The organism is Polaribacter vadi, assembly GCF_018861005.1.
GTDB lineage: Bacteria > Bacteroidota > Bacteroidia > Flavobacteriales > Flavobacteriaceae > Polaribacter > Polaribacter vadi_A.
In genome coordinates, this window is record NZ_JAHKQL010000015.1 from 225,730 (window position 1) to 244,280 (window position 18,551).

16 protein-coding genes are annotated in these 18,551 nt (G+C 32.2%); all 16 read left to right on the top strand.

Translation table 11 applies throughout. The annotated features are described in order from the left end of the window. The first annotated feature begins 4 nt into the window (after positions 1-4). The 16 genes from KO506_RS07850 (at position 5) to KO506_RS07925 (ending at position 18,489) form a co-directional block, all read left to right on the top strand. Positions 5-670, top strand: coding sequence for an SGNH/GDSL hydrolase family protein (locus KO506_RS07850; RefSeq protein ID WP_215994343.1), 666 nt, complete (start codon positions 5-7; stop codon positions 668-670). Then, positions 657-1,511 (top strand): sulfatase-like hydrolase/transferase, encoded by an 855-nt coding sequence (locus tag KO506_RS07855; protein WP_215994344.1) that lies wholly within the window; start codon positions 657-659, stop codon positions 1,509-1,511. Before KO506_RS07850 ends, KO506_RS07855 begins: the two co-directional genes overlap by 14 nt. Before the next feature lie 43 nt (positions 1,512-1,554). Beyond that, the gene (locus tag KO506_RS07860; RefSeq protein ID WP_303436393.1) at positions 1,555-2,052 is read left to right on the top strand and encodes a sulfatase/phosphatase domain-containing protein; all 498 of its coding nucleotides are present in this window, start codon (positions 1,555-1,557) and stop codon (positions 2,050-2,052) included. Between the two features lie 12 nt (positions 2,053-2,064). Beyond that, a complete protein-coding gene (locus tag KO506_RS07865) occupies positions 2,065-3,465 on the top strand; it encodes a sulfatase family protein (RefSeq protein WP_215994345.1) in 1,401 nt (466 codons plus the stop codon). After that, a complete protein-coding gene (locus KO506_RS07870) occupies positions 3,462-4,889 on the top strand; it encodes a sulfatase family protein (RefSeq protein WP_215994346.1) in 1,428 nt (475 codons plus the stop codon). The genes KO506_RS07865 and KO506_RS07870 overlap by 4 nt, the downstream gene beginning before the upstream one ends. Positions 4,890-4,896: 7 nt before the next feature. After that, positions 4,897-6,429: a sialate O-acetylesterase gene (locus KO506_RS07875; protein WP_215994347.1), complete on the top strand. Its 1,533-nt coding sequence runs from the start codon at positions 4,897-4,899 to the stop codon at positions 6,427-6,429. 52 nt (positions 6,430-6,481) lie between these two features. After that, positions 6,482-7,900, top strand: coding sequence for a sulfatase family protein (locus KO506_RS07880; RefSeq protein ID WP_215994348.1), 1,419 nt, complete (start codon positions 6,482-6,484; stop codon positions 7,898-7,900). 10 nt (positions 7,901-7,910) lie between these two features. Then, entirely contained in the window at positions 7,911-9,317 is a 1,407-nt protein-coding gene (locus KO506_RS07885) for a sialate O-acetylesterase (RefSeq protein WP_215994349.1), read from the top strand. 71 nt (positions 9,318-9,388) lie between these two features. Continuing rightward, positions 9,389-10,951 (top strand): sulfatase family protein, encoded by a 1,563-nt coding sequence (locus tag KO506_RS07890; protein WP_215994350.1) that lies wholly within the window; start codon positions 9,389-9,391, stop codon positions 10,949-10,951. Positions 10,952-10,975: 24 nt separating this feature from the next. Beyond that, entirely contained in the window at positions 10,976-12,268 is a 1,293-nt protein-coding gene (locus KO506_RS07895; RefSeq protein ID WP_215994351.1) for a DUF6786 family protein, read from the top strand. A 12-nt stretch (positions 12,269-12,280) separates the two neighbouring features. Continuing rightward, positions 12,281-13,780 (top strand): sulfatase, encoded by a 1,500-nt coding sequence (locus KO506_RS07900; protein WP_215994352.1) that lies wholly within the window; start codon positions 12,281-12,283, stop codon positions 13,778-13,780. 160 nt (positions 13,781-13,940) lie between these two features. Next, on the top strand, positions 13,941-15,575 hold the full coding sequence (locus KO506_RS07905; protein WP_252726820.1) for a sulfatase: 1,635 nt from the start codon (positions 13,941-13,943) through the stop codon (positions 15,573-15,575). Positions 15,576-15,583: 8 nt separating this feature from the next. After that, positions 15,584-16,138 carry an alpha/beta hydrolase gene (locus tag KO506_RS07910; protein ID WP_215994353.1) on the top strand — a complete coding sequence of 185 codons (555 nt, stop codon included), beginning with the start codon at positions 15,584-15,586 and terminating at the stop codon, positions 16,136-16,138. Next, on the top strand, positions 16,089-16,547 hold the full coding sequence (locus KO506_RS07915) for an alpha/beta hydrolase family protein (protein ID WP_215994354.1): 459 nt from the start codon (positions 16,089-16,091) through the stop codon (positions 16,545-16,547). The genes KO506_RS07910 and KO506_RS07915 overlap by 50 nt, the downstream gene beginning before the upstream one ends. Then, positions 16,531-17,040, top strand: coding sequence for an SGNH/GDSL hydrolase family protein (locus KO506_RS07920; RefSeq protein WP_215994355.1), 510 nt, complete (start codon positions 16,531-16,533; stop codon positions 17,038-17,040). The genes KO506_RS07915 and KO506_RS07920 overlap by 17 nt, the downstream gene beginning before the upstream one ends. A gap of 321 nt (positions 17,041-17,361) precedes the next feature. Further along, on the top strand, positions 17,362-18,489 hold the full coding sequence (locus KO506_RS07925) for a T9SS type A sorting domain-containing protein (protein WP_215994356.1): 1,128 nt from the start codon (positions 17,362-17,364) through the stop codon (positions 18,487-18,489). The last annotated feature ends 62 nt before the right edge of the window (positions 18,490-18,551 follow it).

Genomic DNA, 18,551 nt, shown 5'->3' on the forward strand with positions numbered 1-18,551 from the left:
AAATATGAAAAAAATAACAAGCATACTCTTAGTAACTTTCTTTGTCATCATCGCTATTGCGTTTAACAAGAAACAGCAAAAAGTATTAATTGTTGGAGATTCTATTTCTATAGGATATACACCTTTTGTGCAAGAAAATTTAAAAGATATTGCCTTAGTAAAACACAATCCGGGAAATGCTCAACATACAGGAAAAGGATTAAAAAATATAGAAAAGTGGATAGGCGATGAAGATTGGGATGTGATTCAGTTCAATTGGGGATTGTGGGACTTGTGTTACAGACATCCAGAGGCTAAAACTCAAGGGAAAAGGGATAAAAAAAATGGGATGATTACATTCTCTTTGGCAGATTATGAAAGTAATTTAAGAGCGATTGTAAAAAAAATCAAACAAAAAACAGATGCCAAACTAATATTTGTAACCACTTCTTATGTGCCGACTCAAGAAGCAGGAAGGTATACAGAAGATCCTACCAAGTATAACAAAGTTGCTCATCGTGTGATGGAAGAAAATAGTATTGAGGTGAATGATATGTATGAAGTTTCAAAAAAAATCCATCAAAAACATGGAAAAGGAGAGGATGATGTGCATTATCATGAAAAAGGGTATCAAGAATTAGGAACACACATTTCATCATTTTTTAAAAAAGTCATATATGGAAATAAATAGTAAAATATGGTTGATTTTAGCATTGTTCGCATGTAATGCTTTTAGTCAAGAAAACAAGAGTAACAAACCTAATTTTGTCATCATATATACGGATGATCAAGGTTATGCAGATTTGGGTTGTTTTGGAGGTGCTCATGTTCAAACACCCAACATTGATCAAATGGCCAAAGAAGGAGTGAAGCTTACTAGCTTTTATGTAGCAGCACCTTTGTGCACTCCATCAAGAGCAGCATTAATGACAGGAAGTTATCCTAAAAGAGTTGGATTGGCAACAGGGAATAATTTTCCTGTACTTTTAGCATCAGATTCAAAAGGGTTAAATCCAGAAGAGATTACCATTGCAGAGGTATTAAAACAAGCTGGTTATAAAACAGGAATGTTTGGAAAGTGGCATTTAGGAGATCAGCCAGAATTTATGCCAAATAAGCAAGGTTTTGATGAGTTTTTTGGACTGCCTTACAGTCATGATATTTTTCCACTCCATCAAAATCAAAAAAAATTTAATTTTCCATCCTTACCAGTATTAGATAACGAAAAGGTTGTTGAATTAGATCCAGATCCGGATTATTTAAATAAAAGAATTACAGAAAGAGCTGTAAAATTTATTGAACAAAATAAGGAGAATCCTTTCTTTGTTTATGTACCACATACAAGCCCACATCGTCCTTTGTTGGCATCACCAAAATTTATGGAAAGCGCTCCTAAAGAAATAAGGGAAGCGTTAAAAAATGAAAAAGGAATTGACTATAAAATTAGGGATAAAATATATCCACAAACCATAGCAGAAATTGATTGGTCTGTAGGTCAAATATTAGATGCATTGAAAAAAAAATGGACTTGAAGAAAATACCTTTGTCATTTTTACATCAGACAATGGTCCAACCATAGGAAGTGCAAAACCATTAAAAGGAAAAAAAGGAAGTACTTATGAAGGAGGTATGAGAATGCCAACAGTGGTTAAATGGCCAGCTAAAATTAAGAGAGGAACTGTAAATAATGAATTGATGTCTGCCATGGATTTATTACCTACGTTTGCTCATTTAGCAGGAGTAGAATTGCCTAAAGATCGTGTTATTGATGGTAAAAATATAACGCTTACATTACAAGAAAAAAGTAAAAGTCCACACAAATCCTTTTTTTACTATAGCAAAGAAAAGTTAGAAGCAGTTAGAGTTGGACAATGGAAATTACGAGTGTCTAAAAAAAGATTGCCAGAACTTTACAATTTAGAAAAAGATATTGGAGAAACAAAAAATGTAGCAACAGAACATCCAGAAATAGTAGAAAAGCTTAAGATACAAATGCAAGTGTTTGAGCAGGAGTTAAATAAAAATAGCAGACCCGCAGCTTTTGTGAAAAATCCTAAGCCATTAACAAAATAAAAACTTAAAAGAATGAAGCAATTAATTTTATGGAGTTTAGTATTGTTATGCTTTAATTCGTGTAGTGCTCAGAAAAATAAAAAACCTAACTTTATCATCATTTTTACAGATGATCAAGGCTATGGTGATTTAAGTTGTTTTGGAGGTGAGCATGTGTATACGCCAAATATTGATCAAATGGCAGAAGAAGGAGCTAGGTTGACTAGTTTTTATATGGCCTCTCCTTTGTGTACGCCTTCAAGAGCCGCCTTAATGACAGGGGCTTATCCTAGAAGAGTTGGTATGGAACCACCTTCTAGTTTGGCGGTAGATTTACCTAACATTCCTAAAGGGAAAAAGTTTCCTGTGTGTTTAGCTGCGGATGGAAATGGCTTGAATCCTAACGAAATTACTTTGGCAGAGGTTGCTCAGTCTGTAGGGTATAAAACAGGAATTTTTGGAAAATGGCATTTGGGAGATCAACCAGAATTTTTACCTACCAAACAAGGTTTTGAAGATTTTTTTGGCTTGCCTTATAGTCACGATATTTCACCAAAACATCCAAGACAACAATTTTTTAATTTCCCAGATCTTCCGCTTTTAGAAGGAGAAGAAGTAATAGAATTAAATCCTAACAAAGATAATTTAACAAAAAGAGTTACGCAGAGAGCTATTCAATTTATCAAAGAACACAAAGATGAAAATTTCTTTTTATATGTTCCGCACCCAATTCCACATGGGCCTGTGGCAGCTTCTAAAGAAATTAAAAAGGAGTATGCTAAAGTGTTAGAGAGTGGCGTAAAATCGTCTTCAAATATATACTCAACAGCTATTTATGAAATTGATTGGTCTGTTGGTCAAATTCTAAAAACTTTAAAAGACCAAGGGATTGATGACAATACTATTGTGTTATTTACAAGTGATAATGGTGCTACTAGAAAAGGCTCTACAAAACCTTTAAGAGGGTATAAAGGGCAAACTTTAGAAGGAGGAATGCGTGTACCAACTGTCATTCGTTGGCCCGCAAAAATTAAAGCCGGAATTGAAATTGATGAATTGTTAACCAGTATGGATGTGTTGCCAACTTTTGCAAAATTGGTGGGAGCAAAAATGCCAAAAAATACCATTGATGGAAAAGATATATTGCCTGTACTTTTAAATCAAGAAAAAACGCCACATGAATATTTCTTCTATTCACACTGGGGAACTTTAGAAGCTGTAAGGTGGAAAAATTGGAAATTGAGAATTATAGAAGGAAAAGAAGCACTTTATAATTTAAAAACCGATATAGCTGAAACAAACAACCTTAAAGATGAGTATCCTGATATGGTAACTCAGTTAAAAAAAGCAATGCTAGATTTTGAAAAAGATATGAAAGAAAATGCACGTCCTGTAGGACATGTAGAAAATCCAAAAACTTTAACAATAAAATGATGAAAATATTCAAAAACATAGCCTTATGGAGTTTAGTATTGTTATGCTTTAATTCGTGTAGTGCTCAGAAAAATAAAAAACCTAACTTCATCATCATTTTTACAGATGATCAAGGGTATCAAGATTTGGGATGTTTTGGTTCTCCAAACATAAAAACACCGAACATAGACCAAATGGCATCCGAAGGGATGAAATTTACTAATTTCTACGCTCAAACCGTTTGTGGCCCATCAAGAGCTGCTTTATTGACGGGTTCTTACCCCATGCGAAATGCTCGTAATGATAAAGGAGATACACCTCATCCTAAACTTGCTTTGAGTGAAGTAACCATAGCTGAAGTATTAAAACCTGTGGGCTATAAAACAGGAATGATTGGTAAATGGGATTTGGCAGGACATAACCCTGAAAAATTCAATCCAGATTTACTGCCAATGCATCAAGGTTTTGACGAATCTTTTTTTACGCCAGGAAGTAATGATGCCAGAGTTCATTTGATAAGAGGTAATCATTTGGTAGAAAGAAATGCTGATATGTCAACACTTACCAAACGTTATACAGATGAAGCTATTCGTTTTATAGAAAAAAACAAAAAAGAACCTTTTTTCTTATATTTAGCGCACACTATGCCACATACTAAATTAGCGGTTTCTGATGCTTATAGAGGAAAATCAGAAGGTGGTTTGTATGGAGATGTTATTGAGGAAATTGATGATAATGTAGGACGAATTTTAGAGCATTTAAAACAAAAAGGATTAGATGAAAACACTTATGTAATTTTTACTAGTGATAATGGTCCTTGGTGGATTAAAAAAGATCATGGTGGACATGCAGAACCATTAAGAGGTGCAAAAACTTCAGCTTGGGAAGGTGGTTTTAGAGTTCCTGCTATTATTAGAGCTCCTGGAAAAGTACCTGCTGGAATAACATCAGAAAATATTGTAGCAACCATAGATTTATTGCCAACCATTGCAAAAATTGCTAGAGCAGAAGTGCCAAAAGATAGAGTGATTGATGGTTTGGATATTTCAAACATTATTCACGGAAAATCAACAGCATTAGATCGACCATTTTTCTATTATCAACACCATATTTTACGTGCGGTTAGAAAAGGAAAATGGAAATTACATTTGGCACATGAGCCAGATCCAACTTCTATAGTTTATAAAAAATGGCCTGTTCATAGTGCACCAAAAGATCGTGTATTATTCTTTAAACCAATGTTGTATAATTTAGAAAAGGACATTGCCGAAACTACTGATGTTGCCAACGAAAACCCAGAAGTTGTATCAGAATTGATGGAGTTATTAGCTTGGGCAAAGGAAGATATTGGAATCTATAAAAACAGAGGGGAAAACGCAAGACCATTAGGTAACGAGCCTTATTTTACACCTAATAATATTGTGCCATTAAAAGAGAAAAAATAAAATAATAATGAATAAAAACTTATATATAATTAGAACTTTAGTAGTACTTTTTTTAAGTATTACCAGCTTTACTGTCAATGCACAATCTTTAAAGTTAGCTAATGTTTTTGGAGATCATATGGTATTGCAAAGAGAAAAAAAGGTACCTGTTTGGGGAACTAGTAATCCAAAGGAAAACATTACGGTAAAGTTCAGTGGACAAACAAAAACAACCAAATCAGACCGTCATGGAAAATGGATGATCTATTTAGATCCTTTAAAAACTTCATTTGAAGGAAAAGATATGATAGTTGAAGGAGATAAAAACCTTGTGATTAAAGATATTCTGGTAGGAGAAGTTTGGATTTGTGCAGGGCAGTCTAACATGGTAATGAGTTATAATTCTTCAGCAGAAGTTAGAGGATTGGTTCCTTTGGCTAAAAACATTCGTAGTTTTTTTGTTGAAAATAATGTAGCGCTTAAAGAACAACATGAAGCTTCAGGTAAATGGAAAGTAACACATCCTAAAAGCGCTGTTGCTTTTTCTTTTGCTTACTTTTTAAACAATTTAGGAAATGTTCCTGTAGGAATTATTCAAGCCTCTTGGGGAAGTTCTTCTATAGAAGCTTGGATGCCGAGATCTATGACAAAAGAGGTGCCTCATTTTAAGACTATTATGCAAGAGTTTGATGCTGATAAAGAAAGAGTGGCTAGAATTCAAAAACTCATCCATAAAGAAAACTGGACAAGAGATGAGAATATATTTTTAAGACGTAATTCTAATATTATTTACAATGCCATGATGCATCCATTAATTCCTTTTGCTAACAGAGGATTGGTATGGTACCAAGGAGAAAGAAATACGCGTTATATTGAAGGTTTGCCAGAGGCTGAAGGAGCCAATTGGTTCCATAGAGTTTGTGGTATGAAAGATTATGATGAAGTTTTAAAAAAATGGATTCAAACATATCGTAAAAATTGGAACGATGATGAAATGCATTTTATGGTAGTGATGCTTCCAGGTTATGGAAAAGGAACACAAGCAAAACAACAAATTGATGTTGAAAGTCCTACAGAAGAATCTTGGGCTTGGATGCGAGAATCTCAATTATCTGCTACAGAAATTTCAAATGTATCTGTTGTAAATACCATTGATTTAGGTGATGTTAAAAATATTCATCCTACAGACAAATTGCCAATTGGACAAAGAACAGCATTGCTAGCTGCTAAAAAAACGTTAAACGTAAAGGGAGAATCTCAAGGACCTATATTTAAAAAAGTTGAGGTTTTACAAGGAAAATTAATGGTCCATTTTAACCATGCAGTGGGCTTAAAAACTACGAATGGAAAAGCACCATCTGGATTTTGGATTACGGATGATTCTCAAAAATGGGTAAAAGCTACTGCCAAATTAGAAGGAGAAACAGTTCTTTTAAGTTCTCCAGAAGTTAAAAATCCAAAATATATTCGTTATGCTTTTTCCGGGAAACCAACGGTTAATTTAGTTAACAAAAGTGAGCTTCCAGCATATCCTTTTAGAACGGATATTTGGGAGGAGTAATAAAAAATAAAACATGAAAAAAATTGAATTGTCAAATCGAAATGTGTCGAAAATGTTAAGAATAAGTTTATTTACAATACTGCTTTGTTTGGTGAATAATACAAAAATGCTTGCTCAAGATAAACCCAACATCATTATTTTATTTGCAGATGATTTAGGTTATGGTGATTTAAGTTGTTATGGAGCACAAGATGTGCAAACACCTAATATTGATGCTTTGGCTAATGAAGGATTAAGATTTACAGACTTTCAGGTAGCTTCTTCTGTTTGTAGCCCATCAAGAGCAGCTTTGTTAACAGGACGTTATCCTATACGAAATGGATTTCCTGTAGCTCAACAGACAGGTGAAAAACACAAAAACTATGGTTTAGATAAAGAAGAAATTACCATTGCAGATTTACTTGTAAAAAAAGATTATGCAACACTTGCCATAGGAAAATGGCATTTAGGATTTCATAAAGGAGCTCAACCAATTGATCATGGTTTTCAACATTTTTATGGATTACAATCTAATTGGCATAAAAGTCACCCATACTTAGATGATATCTATTTCGATAATAAAGTAGTAAAAGAAAATATAGCTTTTGAAACATTAATTGGAGACTATACCAACAAGGCCATTGAATATGTAGAAGAAAATAAAGAGAATCCATTTTTTCTGTATTTAGCTTACCACTCAGTACATTCCCCAATAAAACCCAGTAAAGAATTTATAGGAACTTCAAAAGGGAGTTTGTATGGCGATTATGTTCAGGAGTTAGATCATCATGTAGGGAGATTAACCAAAGCACTTTCTGAAAAAGGTTTAGATGAAAATACTATTGTGGTTTTCTTATCGGATAATGGACCCGCTATCTGTCATTTTGGAGGATCAGCAGGAGCGTTAAATGGAGGGAAATATACAACTATGGAGGGTGGTTTTAGAATTCCTGCCGTCATTAAATGGAAAGATCATTTTGCTACAGGAGTGAATGATACATTTTTATCTTCTATGGATTTATTACCAACTTTAGCTTCTTTAGCAGGTGCAGAAATGCCACAAGACAGAGTGATTGATGGAAAAAACATCACCAAGATTTTAAAAACAGGTAAGGGAAATACGCCTCATGACTATGTGTATTATTACAATGGTATCAATTTACAAGCCATCAGAAAAGGAAAGTGGAAATTACATTTACCAAGAACTTCCGAAGATCAGCCTTTTTGGTCTAAAAACAAGAATGAAAAAGCATTTGGAGGAAAGAATTTAAAAAATATTGGATGTAGAGGTTTAATTGCTTTAAAACGTCCGCTATTATTTAATTTAGATAATGATATGGGAGAGTTGACAGATATTGCTCACAAACATCCAGAAGTTGTACAAGAATTGTTAAAAGAAGCTGAAAGAGCAAGAAAAGAACTAGGAGATATTGATGTAGTTGGAACAGACCAAAGACTGCCTCCTTTTAAGAATATTCAAGAAAAATTTTAAATATATATTTATGAAACTATTATTAAATAGAATTTTATGTTGTTTTTTACTTTTAGTAGGATGTAAAACATTAACAGCTCAAACAAAATTACCTTCAATTTTGTCTGATAATATGTTATTGCAACAATCATCAGAAGTAAAAATATGGGGATGGGATAATCCTGGACAAAATATAATTGTTAATCCATCTTGGTCTAAATCAATAAAAACAATAACAGATGAATCAGGTAAATGGGAATTATTTGTTAGTACACCTAAAGCAGGAAAAATAGGGAAGATGAAAATAAGTGGCTCTACAAAGCTCTCTATTTCTAATATTTTATTTGGAGAGGTTTGGTTGTGTTCTGGGCAGTCCAATATGGAAAGAGAGTTAGGTTTTAGAAATGGTCAAAAACCAATTGTAAATTTCTGGGAAGAATCGCAAAAAGCTACTTCTTCGTCAATTCGAATGTTTGTAGTACAAAGAAAAAAATCAGAAACCCCTTTAGAAGATTGTGTTGGAAAATGGGTAGAATGCACACCAGAAACAGTATTAAAATTTTCAGCAGTAGGTTATTTCTTCGGAAAACAATTATCAGATAAATTAAATACACCCATAGGTTTAATTCAATCAGCTTGGGGAGGAACTAAGGTAGAACCTTGGACACCTATAGAAGGTATTGAAAAAACAATGTTAAAAAAAGGGAAGCAGAATAAGTTTTCTAATTTATATAATGGTATGATTGCTCCTTTAACAAATTATAAGATAAAAGGCGCAATTTGGTATCAAGGAGAATCAAATGTTTTAAACTGGAAACAATACAAAACACTTTTTCCTAATATGATAACTAGTTGGAGAAATCAATGGAATATTGGCAGCTTTCCTTTTTATTTTGTACAAATAGCACCTTATAATTATCCAGATAAATTTGGTGTTCCAAGGATTGTAGAAGCACAGTTAGAAGCGTTAAAATTGCCAAATACAGGAGTTGCAGCTACACAAGATATTGGGGCTTTTTATGATATTCATCCTCCGCAAAAAAAAGAAGTAGGACGTAGGTTAAGTTTAATCGCATTAAATAACATTTACGGAAAAAAAGAGGTTGTGTACACTGGTCCTTTCTTAAAATCTTATAAAATAGAATCTGGAAAATTAATTATTCAATTCGAAACACCTGGTTCTCAATTACACTCTGTTGGTGCTGCAATGGGTAAAATTCCTGCATTTTATATTGCAGGAGAAAATAAAACTTTCCATAAGGCACAGGTAAAACAAGATGGAAATAAAATTATAGTAAGTTCTTCTAAAGTTAAAAACCCGGTAGCAATAAGATACAATTGGAAAAACAATGCAAACGGAACTATATACAATAAACATGGTTTGCCTGCACTTCCTTTTAGAACAGATAATTGGGATCAAGTACTTTATGCAGAGTAAAGTATTTTGATTTTATAATTATATAAAATAGTAGTTAAGGGTGTTGTCTTATAAGTTTAAAATAGAATAATATGAAAAAAAGAGTTTTAGTATTAATAATAAATAGTGTGTTTTTGTTTTTTTTGGGTTTGGTAAAAATACAAGCTCAAGAAACTCCAAATGTGGTTTTTATTTTTGTGGATGACTTAGGTTATGGTGATGTAGGATGTTATGGAGCTACCAAAGTACATACACCCAATATAGATAAATTAGCTACGGAAGGGAGAATGTTTACAGATGCACATACAGCATCAGCAGTTTGTACACCTTCTAGATATGCGTTAATGACTGGAGAATATCCTATCAAAGTAGATAGTTGGGGGCCTTTACCTACACTTTCTAAGTTGATTATTGACCCTTCTACATTAACATTGGGTAAAGTATTTCAACATAAGGGATATAAAACAGCCTGTCTTGGAAAATGGCATTTAGGGTTTGGAGATGATAATAACGATTGGCAAGTTCCTTTAGGAACAGGACCTAACGAAGTAGGTTTTGATTATTACTGGGGAGTTCCTTTTGTGAATAGTGGAAGTCCTTACGTGTATGTAGAAAATAAAACCATTGTGGGGTATAATGAAGACGATCCTTTGGTGTATTTGGGTAGAAATTATAAAGGCGATTTAAAACCTTCACCAACTCCAACATTTCCTAAAAAAGCTTCTAAAAAAAGTGATAACCTTTTTGCAGGAGCATTAAAAGCACATCAAATTTATGATGATGAAAAAACAGGAACGTATTTAACAGAAAAAGCTACGGAATGGATTTCTAAAAATAAAGAGAATCCGTTCTTCCTTTATTTTGCTACAACCAATATCCATCACCCATTTACACCAGCACCAAGATTTAAAGGAACAAGTCAAGCTGGTCTTTATGGAGATTATATTCACGAGTTAGATTGGATGGTAGGAGAAATTGTAAAAAGCCTGGAAGAAAATGGATTAACAGAAAATACCATGATTGTATTTACCAGTGATAATGGAGCAATGTTAAATTTGGGAGGTCGTATTGCAGTAGAAAAAGGACATAAAATCAATGGAGATTTACTAGGTTTTAAATTTGGTGTTTGGGAAGGTGGACATCGTGTACCTTTTATTGTAAAATGGCCAGGAAAGGTTCCAGAAAACTCCACATCAGATCAATTAATTTCTACCATAGATATGTTGGCTACGTTTACAGCACTTACAAAGCAAGAAAAAACAATCGACTTAGCAGATAAAAATAGTATAAATGTACTACCTGCTTTTATGGGACAAGAAGGAGAGTTTCGTAAAGAATTGTTATTGGCTCCAAGAAAAGAAAAGAACTTGTCTTTAAGAAAAGGAAAATGGATGTACATTCCTGCTAAAGGTAGTGGAGGCTTTGGAGGCTCTAAACCACATCATCATGCTTGGGGTGGACCAGCAGGTGTAAATTTGTTAGGTGGAAAAAATAGTGACATGGAAAATGGAAAGTTAAAGCCAGAAGCACAACCAGCACAGTTATACAATTTAGAAATAGATAAAAATCAAACCACTAATGTATACAATCAGTATCCAGAGATTGTAAAGGAAATGGAAGCTATTTTAGATACTTATAGACCAAAAGCTGAATAGGAATCAAAACTAAATAACTAAAGAATGAAAAACACACTTTTTAAATACGTTCAAAACATTGCAATTTTATTATTGTTAAGCCTAACAATCACATCTTGTAATATTGAGAAGAAGAAGACTGAATCAGAAAAGCAGACAACAGAAGAAGAACAAGAAATTAATGTAGATGGAAATAGTTATGGTGATGATGTCTCTTTTATGAAAAATTATATCGAATTAATTGAACTTTCAGACGAATCTAACAATTCTAAAGTAGCAGTTTCAGTAGCATTACAAGGTAGAGTGATGACCAGTAGTGCATATGGAGAAAAGGGAAGAAGTTATGGATGGATTAACAAAGAGTTATTCAAATCTAAAGATACTTTAGAGCATATCAACGTATTTGGAGGAGAAGAACGTTTTTGGTTAGGACCAGAAGGAGGACAATATTCTATCTTTTTTAAAAAAGGAGACGAGTTTACTCTAGATGATTGGTATACACCTAAATTAATAGATTTAGAACATTTTGATGTGAAAAGTGTTTCATCAAACAAAGCAGTTTTCACCAAAAAGGCAACTTTAAAAAATTATTCAGGATTTGAATTTGATTTAGGTATTGAACGTGAAGTTGCTGTTTTATCAAAAGACGAAATTCAACAAGAATTAGGTTTAAAGACTCTTTCAGAAGAGTTAAAAACGGTTGCATATAAAACGACCAATACACTTACAAATTTAGGAAAAGCTAATTGGGAAAAAGAAACCGGTTTGCTTTCTATTTGGTTATTAGGGATGTTTAATCATTCGCCAAATACTACCATAATAATTCCTTATGTTCAGGGAGATGATAGCGATCTTGGAACTATTGTAAATGATACTTATTTTGGAAAAGTACCTGCTGACAGATTAGTGCTTAAGGAAAATGCTATTTTCTTTAAAGGAGACGGAGAATACAGAAGTAAAATAGGTTTAACGCCTATGAGAGCAAAAAATATAGCAGGTTCTTACGATTCTAAAAATGGTATTTTAACCATTGTAAAATACAATAAACCTAAAAATGTTACAGATTATGTAAATTCTATGTGGGAAATTCAAGAAGAGCCATTTAAAGGAGATGTAATTAATGCTTATAATGATGGTGCACCAGAGCCTGGAGCAAAGCCACTTGGACCATTTTATGAGTTAGAAACTTCATCAAAAGCATTGGCATTAAAAGCTGGTGAAAGCGGAACACATGTATCGTTAACTTGCCATATTGAAGCAGATGAAGATACCTTAAACCCTATCGTGAAAGAACTTTTTGGAGTTAGTATTAACGATATTAAAACAGTATTTAACTAAAAAATGTTTAAAATGATACGTTTTTTTAATGTATTTGTTTTTTGTCTTTTGGGAATAACAGCTTGTAAAGCTCAACAGATTAAAGAAAAAAAAACAAATATCATTTTTATTATGGCAGATGATTTGGGTTGGCAAGATGTTGGTTTTATGGGTAGTAAATGGTTTGAAACGCCAAATTTAGATGCTCTAGCTAAAGAAAGTTTAGTGTTTACAGATGCTTACATGTATCCAACATGTTCGCCATCTAGAGCAGCTTTGTTAACTGGAAAACAATCTTTTAGAACAGGGGTGTACAATGTTCCTGTATTAGAAAGGGGGGATAGTGAACACAATATTTTTTCACGTTGGACAGTAGATTTAAAACACACCATGTATGCACAACCGCTTAAAGGAGCAGGTTATAAATCAATTCATATAGGAAAATGGCATGTGGTAGGTCCCAATCCAAAAGAAGAAAAAAACTATCCTTTTGATAAGCATTTAACTCAGCCTAAAAATGGAACTTTAGATTGGTTACAAGAACATCAATCAGCAGAAATTCAACTATATTATCCAATAGGAAAAGGATTTGATGAAAATATTGGAGGTACTTGGTGGGGAGACCCTGCAAGAGGTTATGAAAAAGGATACAAATCTGAAAGTGGAGGTTATCAAGCTCCGTTTAAAAATCCATTTATAGAAGATAAAAAAGAGGACGAATGGTTAACAGATCGATTGACAAATGAAGCGATTTCTTTTATCAAAAAAAATAAAGAAGCACCTTTTTTTATCAATCTTCATTATTATGCACCACATAGGCCTATTGTGCCAAGGAATGAAGCGTGGCTTGAGAAGTTTGTGGAAAAACAAGCAGATACAATTACTGGGCAAGGAATTAGAAATAAAGTGCAAGCAGCAGGTTACGCAAGTATGATTGCCTCTGTTGATGAGAATGTAAAACGTATTTTTGATTATTTAGATAAAGAAGGTTTGCGAGAAAATACCATTGTAATTTTCACGTCAGATAATGGGTTTAATGGAATAACAAGTAACACAAACACATTGCGTGGTGCAAAAGGTCAGGTTTACGAAGGTGGAATAAGAGTACCTGCTTTTGTCAATTGGAAAGGAAAAGTGGATGTAGGAATTTCTAAAACACCTATAAGTGGAATGGATTATTTTCCAACATTTTTAGAGTTGGGGCAAGTAAAAAATTATAAAGGTATTTTGGATGGAACTTCTATAGTGCCTTTGTTGAAAAATGAAAAATTGAAAGAACGTCCTCTCTTTTGGCATCTTGCTAGTACCTATAAAAATCCCCCATGTTCTGTTATCAGAAAGGGAGATTGGAAACTCATTCAGTTTTTAAATAGTGGAAAAGTAGAGTTGTACAACTTGAAAGAAGATTTAAAAGAAGCAGAAAATATTGCAGATAAAAATAGTAATAAAGCTACTGAATTATTAAAAGAACTTACAGAATGGAGAAAGGTAAATAATGTGCCATTACCATCAGCTTCTGTATTGAGTTATTAAGAAAGTAAAGAATAAAGAATCAAAACCAATTATATATAAAACTGTTTTTGCTTTTAAATAACAAAAAAATAACTAGACAATCTATTTATTATAATGTTACAGGTATACAAAAATAGTTTTTATAAAAGAGAAATTTAATATTGATTAAACATAAAATATAATGAAAAAAAAGATTAAATCTATACAAAAAATGTCTTTTACATTTTTACTGGTTTTTAGTTTATTAGGATGTAAAACTAATTCAGAAAAGGTAAAAGAGTTAGCTATTAAAACACCAACAAAACCAAATGTTCTATTTATTTTGGTTGATGATTTAGGCTACTCAGATTTAAGCGTAATGGGTAGTAAATATTACGAAACCCCAAACATAGATAAAATTGCAAATTCAGGAGCCGTTTTTACTAATGGATATGCAGCTTGCACAGTTTGTAGTCCTTCAAGAGCAAGTTTATTAACAGGTCAATCGCCTGCGAGACATGGAATTACTCAGTTTGAAGGGAAGAATTTAAGTGGGCAAGCCTGGAAAACCAAAAAAAGATATACTAAATTATTACCACCAAATTTTAATGAACATTTAGATCCTAATGCTTTAACGTTAGCAGAAGCTTTTAAAGAAGAAGGATATGCTACTTTTTTTGCAGGTAAATGGCATTTAGGGAGCAAACAGCAAAAATCGTTGCCTACAGATCATGGGTTTGATATAAATATTGGCGGGTTTCAATCAGGAAGCCCAAGTGGAGGTTATTTTTCGCCATATAAAAACCCAAATTTGCCAAATTTACCAGAAGAAAAAGGACAAAACTTATCAATTAAATTGGCTAAAGAAACCAGTAATTTTATTACTAAAAACAAAGATCAACATTTTTTAGCTTACCTTTCTTTTTATGCGGTTCACGGACCTATACAGACTACAAAAGAAAAATGGAAAAAGTATAGAAACAAAGCAGAAAAAATGGGAATTCATGAAAATGGATTTGAAATGGAGCGCGTTTTACCCGCCAGAAAATACCAAGACAACCCTGTTTATGCTGGTTTAATAGAACAAGTAGATGATGCTATTGGTATAGTAATGAAAACCTTAAAAGACTTAGGTTTAGATAAAAATACAATTGTAGTTTTTACTTCAGATAATGGAGGTGTTACTTCTGGAGATAATTTTTCTACAAACCAATTGAGTTTAAGAGGAGGAAAAGGATATCAATGGGAAGGTGGTATAAGAATACCATATTTTATTGATGTGCCTTGGTTACAACAAAATGGTAGTAATATTAATGTTCCTGTTTCTGGTACAGATTTATTTCCAACATTGTTAGATTTATCTGGCTTGCCTCTTAAACCAGAAAATCATAAAGACGGAGTAAGTTTAAAACCTCTTTTAGTTGGAGAAAAAATTGATGAGAGACCACTTTATTGGCATTATCCTCATTATGGAAACCAAGGAGGAGAACCAAGCTCTATCATTAGAAAAGGAAAATGGAAATTGATTTATTATTGGGAAGATTTACATATTGAATTGTACAACTTAGAAACCGATTTAAAGGAGGCTCATAATATTGCAGAAAGTCAGCCAGAAATTGCAAATCAAATGAAAACACAGCTGTTAACTTGGTTAAAATCTATGGGTACACATTATGCTACAGAAGATCCTTTATGGAATAAAGAAGCACGTAAAAAATGGTTAGAAAATCAGAAAACAAAAAGATTACCAAGTTTAGAAAAACAACGTAAAGAAATGCTTTCTCCAGATTGGCAACCAAATAAAGATTGGTGGGGAAGTGAAGTAGAAACTAAATAAATTATAAAATGAAATCAAAAAAGGAGGTAATTGTTTTCTTGCTATTTATATGCTCAATTTTTACAATGAGAGCACAAAATATACAACCAGATAAAGAATTATTGTACAAAGTAATTGATGGGGATAGTTTGTATTTACATATCTTTCAACCTAAAGTGTCTAAAAAACCAACTGCTGCAATTGTGTTCTTTTTTGGTGGAGGTTGGGTTAGTGGAAATCCGAAACAATTTTATCAACAAAGTAAATATTTTGCATCAAGAGGAATGTTAGCAATTTCTGCAGAATATAGAATAAAAAATACACATGGAACAACTCCTTTTGAATGTGTAAAGGATGGTAAATCTGCCATACGTTGGGTTAGAGAACACGCAAAAGAATTAAATATTGATCCTAATAAAATAGTTGCAGGAGGTGGTTCTGCAGGTGGGCATGTGGCTTTGTCTACATCAGTAATTGAAGGTTTTGAAAATAAGAACGAAAATTTATCAATAAGTGCTATACCTAATGCAATTGTTGCTTACAACCCTGTTTTCAGATACTACAAAAAAAGGGTATGGAGCTAATAAACTTGTAGGTAGAGAAAAAGAAATATCACCAGTTCATCAACTTAAAAAAGGCTTACCACCTATGTTATTATTTCATGGAACAAAAGACAAAACAGTTCCTTTTGAAAACGCATCTCGATTTACTAAAATAGCAAATGAGTTAGGAAATGATTGTAAATTAGTTTCAGTAGAAAATGTTGGTCATGGATTCTTTAATGGCGATTTTTTTAGAAAAGGAGGAGGAAATAAATATTATAATTTAACTATTTATGATACAGACTTTTTCTTAAGAAATTTAGGATATGTAAAAGGTAAGCCAACACTTTTTAGAGAGCTAATACAAGTAGCATGTGTAGGTAATAGTAATACAAAAGCGCAATATTCACAGTTTTTTAGGCAAAGAATACCAAATGAAAAACTTTGGTAAAGGAGGTGAAACTTTAATTGATGGCTCAAATTTTCCTTATTCTAAAACAGAAGAATATAAAAAATCATTAAAATTTACATCAGATATTGTTTTAATTATGTTTGGTACAAATGATGCAAATCCAAAATGTTTTTTAGACCCTAAACGTCCAACAAAATTTAATGGTTCTGCAAAAGAAGAGTTTAAAAGTGAATATATAAAATTGATAAAAGACTATAAAGAAAAGAATAAAAATACTCAAATTTATGTATTAACACCTATGCTTATTTGGGTAGAGAAAAATCCAAAAAAGGAATTTATAAAAGAACGTAAAGAAGCACTTAATAGTTGGGTAATTCCTATTGTTAAAGAAATTGCCTTAGAACAAGATGTAACGTTAATAGATGTTTATCAGTTAATTAAAAAGAGCCTTAAATTTTCTAAAGATGGTGTACACCTTACCAAAGATGGATATAAAGTTTTGGCTAAAAAAATAGGTAAAGAAATAAAGTAAAATCTATCTTTTATGTTTAACAATGTAAATTTAAAGAATATTTCATTAGATTAATTTCAATTACATAATATAATTCCTTTTTTTATAAAGGCTAATGGCAATTAACAATATTTGAATTGTTATCTGTTTTTTTATATTTGCTAACCTAATTGAGACAAAATCAATTTAGCACTTCTAAATAATAGTTTTATAGAAGTTGTTGTTCACACCTAAAAAATGTTAAATGCAACATTCCCCAACCTATATTGAAACAATATAGCCCATTGATTACTAATGTAATTAACTAGTTTTGGTTAATAATTTAACTAAAACTATTTTAAAATGAAAAAAAAATACTTATTCTTAGGGTTGATGCTTGTAGGAACTCTTGGGTTCTCACAAACTGCTTATTTAGATTTTGAAGGTACAGATCCATTAAATAATTTACCTACTGGTATTACTAATGTTGAACCTACAGGTACCATAACCATATATAGGGCTCCAAATCTATACTATTATGATGGAACAACCACATTAGCATTAGAAACCAATACTGAAGAACAAACTGGACTTAGCCAATCTCCTAATATAATTATTACAGATTCTGAATTAGGAAGTAAGGTAATACAGTTAGATTACACAGGTCATTTAATGATTGATGAAAATGTTATAGGCGAAGGAGATTTTTCTATTTCTATGAAATATTCAGCTTTTGGTCATCGTATGGGGTCAGCAGCATCAATATTAACCATAGTTGGACAAGATTCATCTGACGGAAATACATGGAAAGAAGATAGACTTTTACAAAAATCAGGGGGTTGGGTATATGGTCTTGACATTCACATTGGTGATGGATCTGGAGGTGATGGTACTCCTGGAGGGTCTATAAAATTTGCAAATACGAACGCTCTTCCTCTTTATGACTATGTTACATTAACATACACATCTTCTGATCAAAAATATAAATTGTATAAAGATGGTGTGTTATTATCAACTTCACAAACTGCACAAGAAAGTGGGGAGTGGGATAATAGAAAAATATTTTTAGGATATATGGGATCTAGCTTAAACCAAACAACTGGTTTATTTGATGAAAATTCAGTTAGTAATAATGGAAGAACTCAAGATATTCAGAAAAGATATGACAATATTGCAATTTTTAACACAGCATTGTCTGATGCTGAAGTTTTAACTCTAAGTAACAATGGAGGGGTATTATCTACAAAATCAATAACTACAGAAAAATATTTTGAAGCATATCCAAATCCAGTTAAAAATCAATTAAATTTTACTTCAGAAAAAGTAAGTTCTGTTGAGATTTATAATGTATTAGGATCTAAAATACAAGTTTCTAAAGTTGTTAACGGTCAAGTGAATACTAGTCAATTATCTATTGGTGGTATTTATTTTGTAAAATGTATTAATGATATAGAAAATGTTGTCAAGACAATTAGAATTATAAAAAAATAGCAAGTTATTTTAATTTAGTATGTAAAATGAGAGATAATATCTCTCATTTTTTTATAAAACAA

Bases quoted from the DNA above. Each gene is read 5' to 3' on its own strand.
- KO506_RS07895 (WP_215994351.1), top strand. From the start codon at position 10,976: ATGAAAAACACACTTTTTAAATACGTTCAAAACATTGCAATTTTATTA.
- KO506_RS07925 (WP_215994356.1), top strand. From the start codon at position 17,362: ATGAAAAAAAAATACTTATTCTTAGGGTTGATGCTTGTAGGAACTCTT.
- KO506_RS07880 (WP_215994348.1), top strand. From the start codon at position 6,482: ATGTTAAGAATAAGTTTATTTACAATACTGCTTTGTTTGGTGAATAAT.
- KO506_RS07855 (WP_215994344.1), top strand. From the start codon at position 657: ATGGAAATAAATAGTAAAATATGGTTGATTTTAGCATTGTTCGCATGT.
- KO506_RS07850 (WP_215994343.1), top strand. From the start codon at position 5: ATGAAAAAAATAACAAGCATACTCTTAGTAACTTTCTTTGTCATCATC.
- KO506_RS07905 (WP_252726820.1), top strand. From the start codon at position 13,941: ATGAAAAAAAAGATTAAATCTATACAAAAAATGTCTTTTACATTTTTA.
- KO506_RS07865 (WP_215994345.1), top strand. From the start codon at position 2,065: ATGAAGCAATTAATTTTATGGAGTTTAGTATTGTTATGCTTTAATTCG.
- KO506_RS07875 (WP_215994347.1), top strand. From the start codon at position 4,897: ATGAATAAAAACTTATATATAATTAGAACTTTAGTAGTACTTTTTTTA.
- KO506_RS07870 (WP_215994346.1), top strand. From the start codon at position 3,462: ATGATGAAAATATTCAAAAACATAGCCTTATGGAGTTTAGTATTGTTA.
- KO506_RS07890 (WP_215994350.1), top strand. From the start codon at position 9,389: ATGAAAAAAAGAGTTTTAGTATTAATAATAAATAGTGTGTTTTTGTTT.
- KO506_RS07920 (WP_215994355.1), top strand. From the start codon at position 16,531: ATGAAAAACTTTGGTAAAGGAGGTGAAACTTTAATTGATGGCTCAAAT.
- KO506_RS07885 (WP_215994349.1), top strand. From the start codon at position 7,911: ATGAAACTATTATTAAATAGAATTTTATGTTGTTTTTTACTTTTAGTA.
- KO506_RS07910 (WP_215994353.1), top strand. From the start codon at position 15,584: ATGAAATCAAAAAAGGAGGTAATTGTTTTCTTGCTATTTATATGCTCA.
- KO506_RS07900 (WP_215994352.1), top strand. From the start codon at position 12,281: ATGATACGTTTTTTTAATGTATTTGTTTTTTGTCTTTTGGGAATAACA.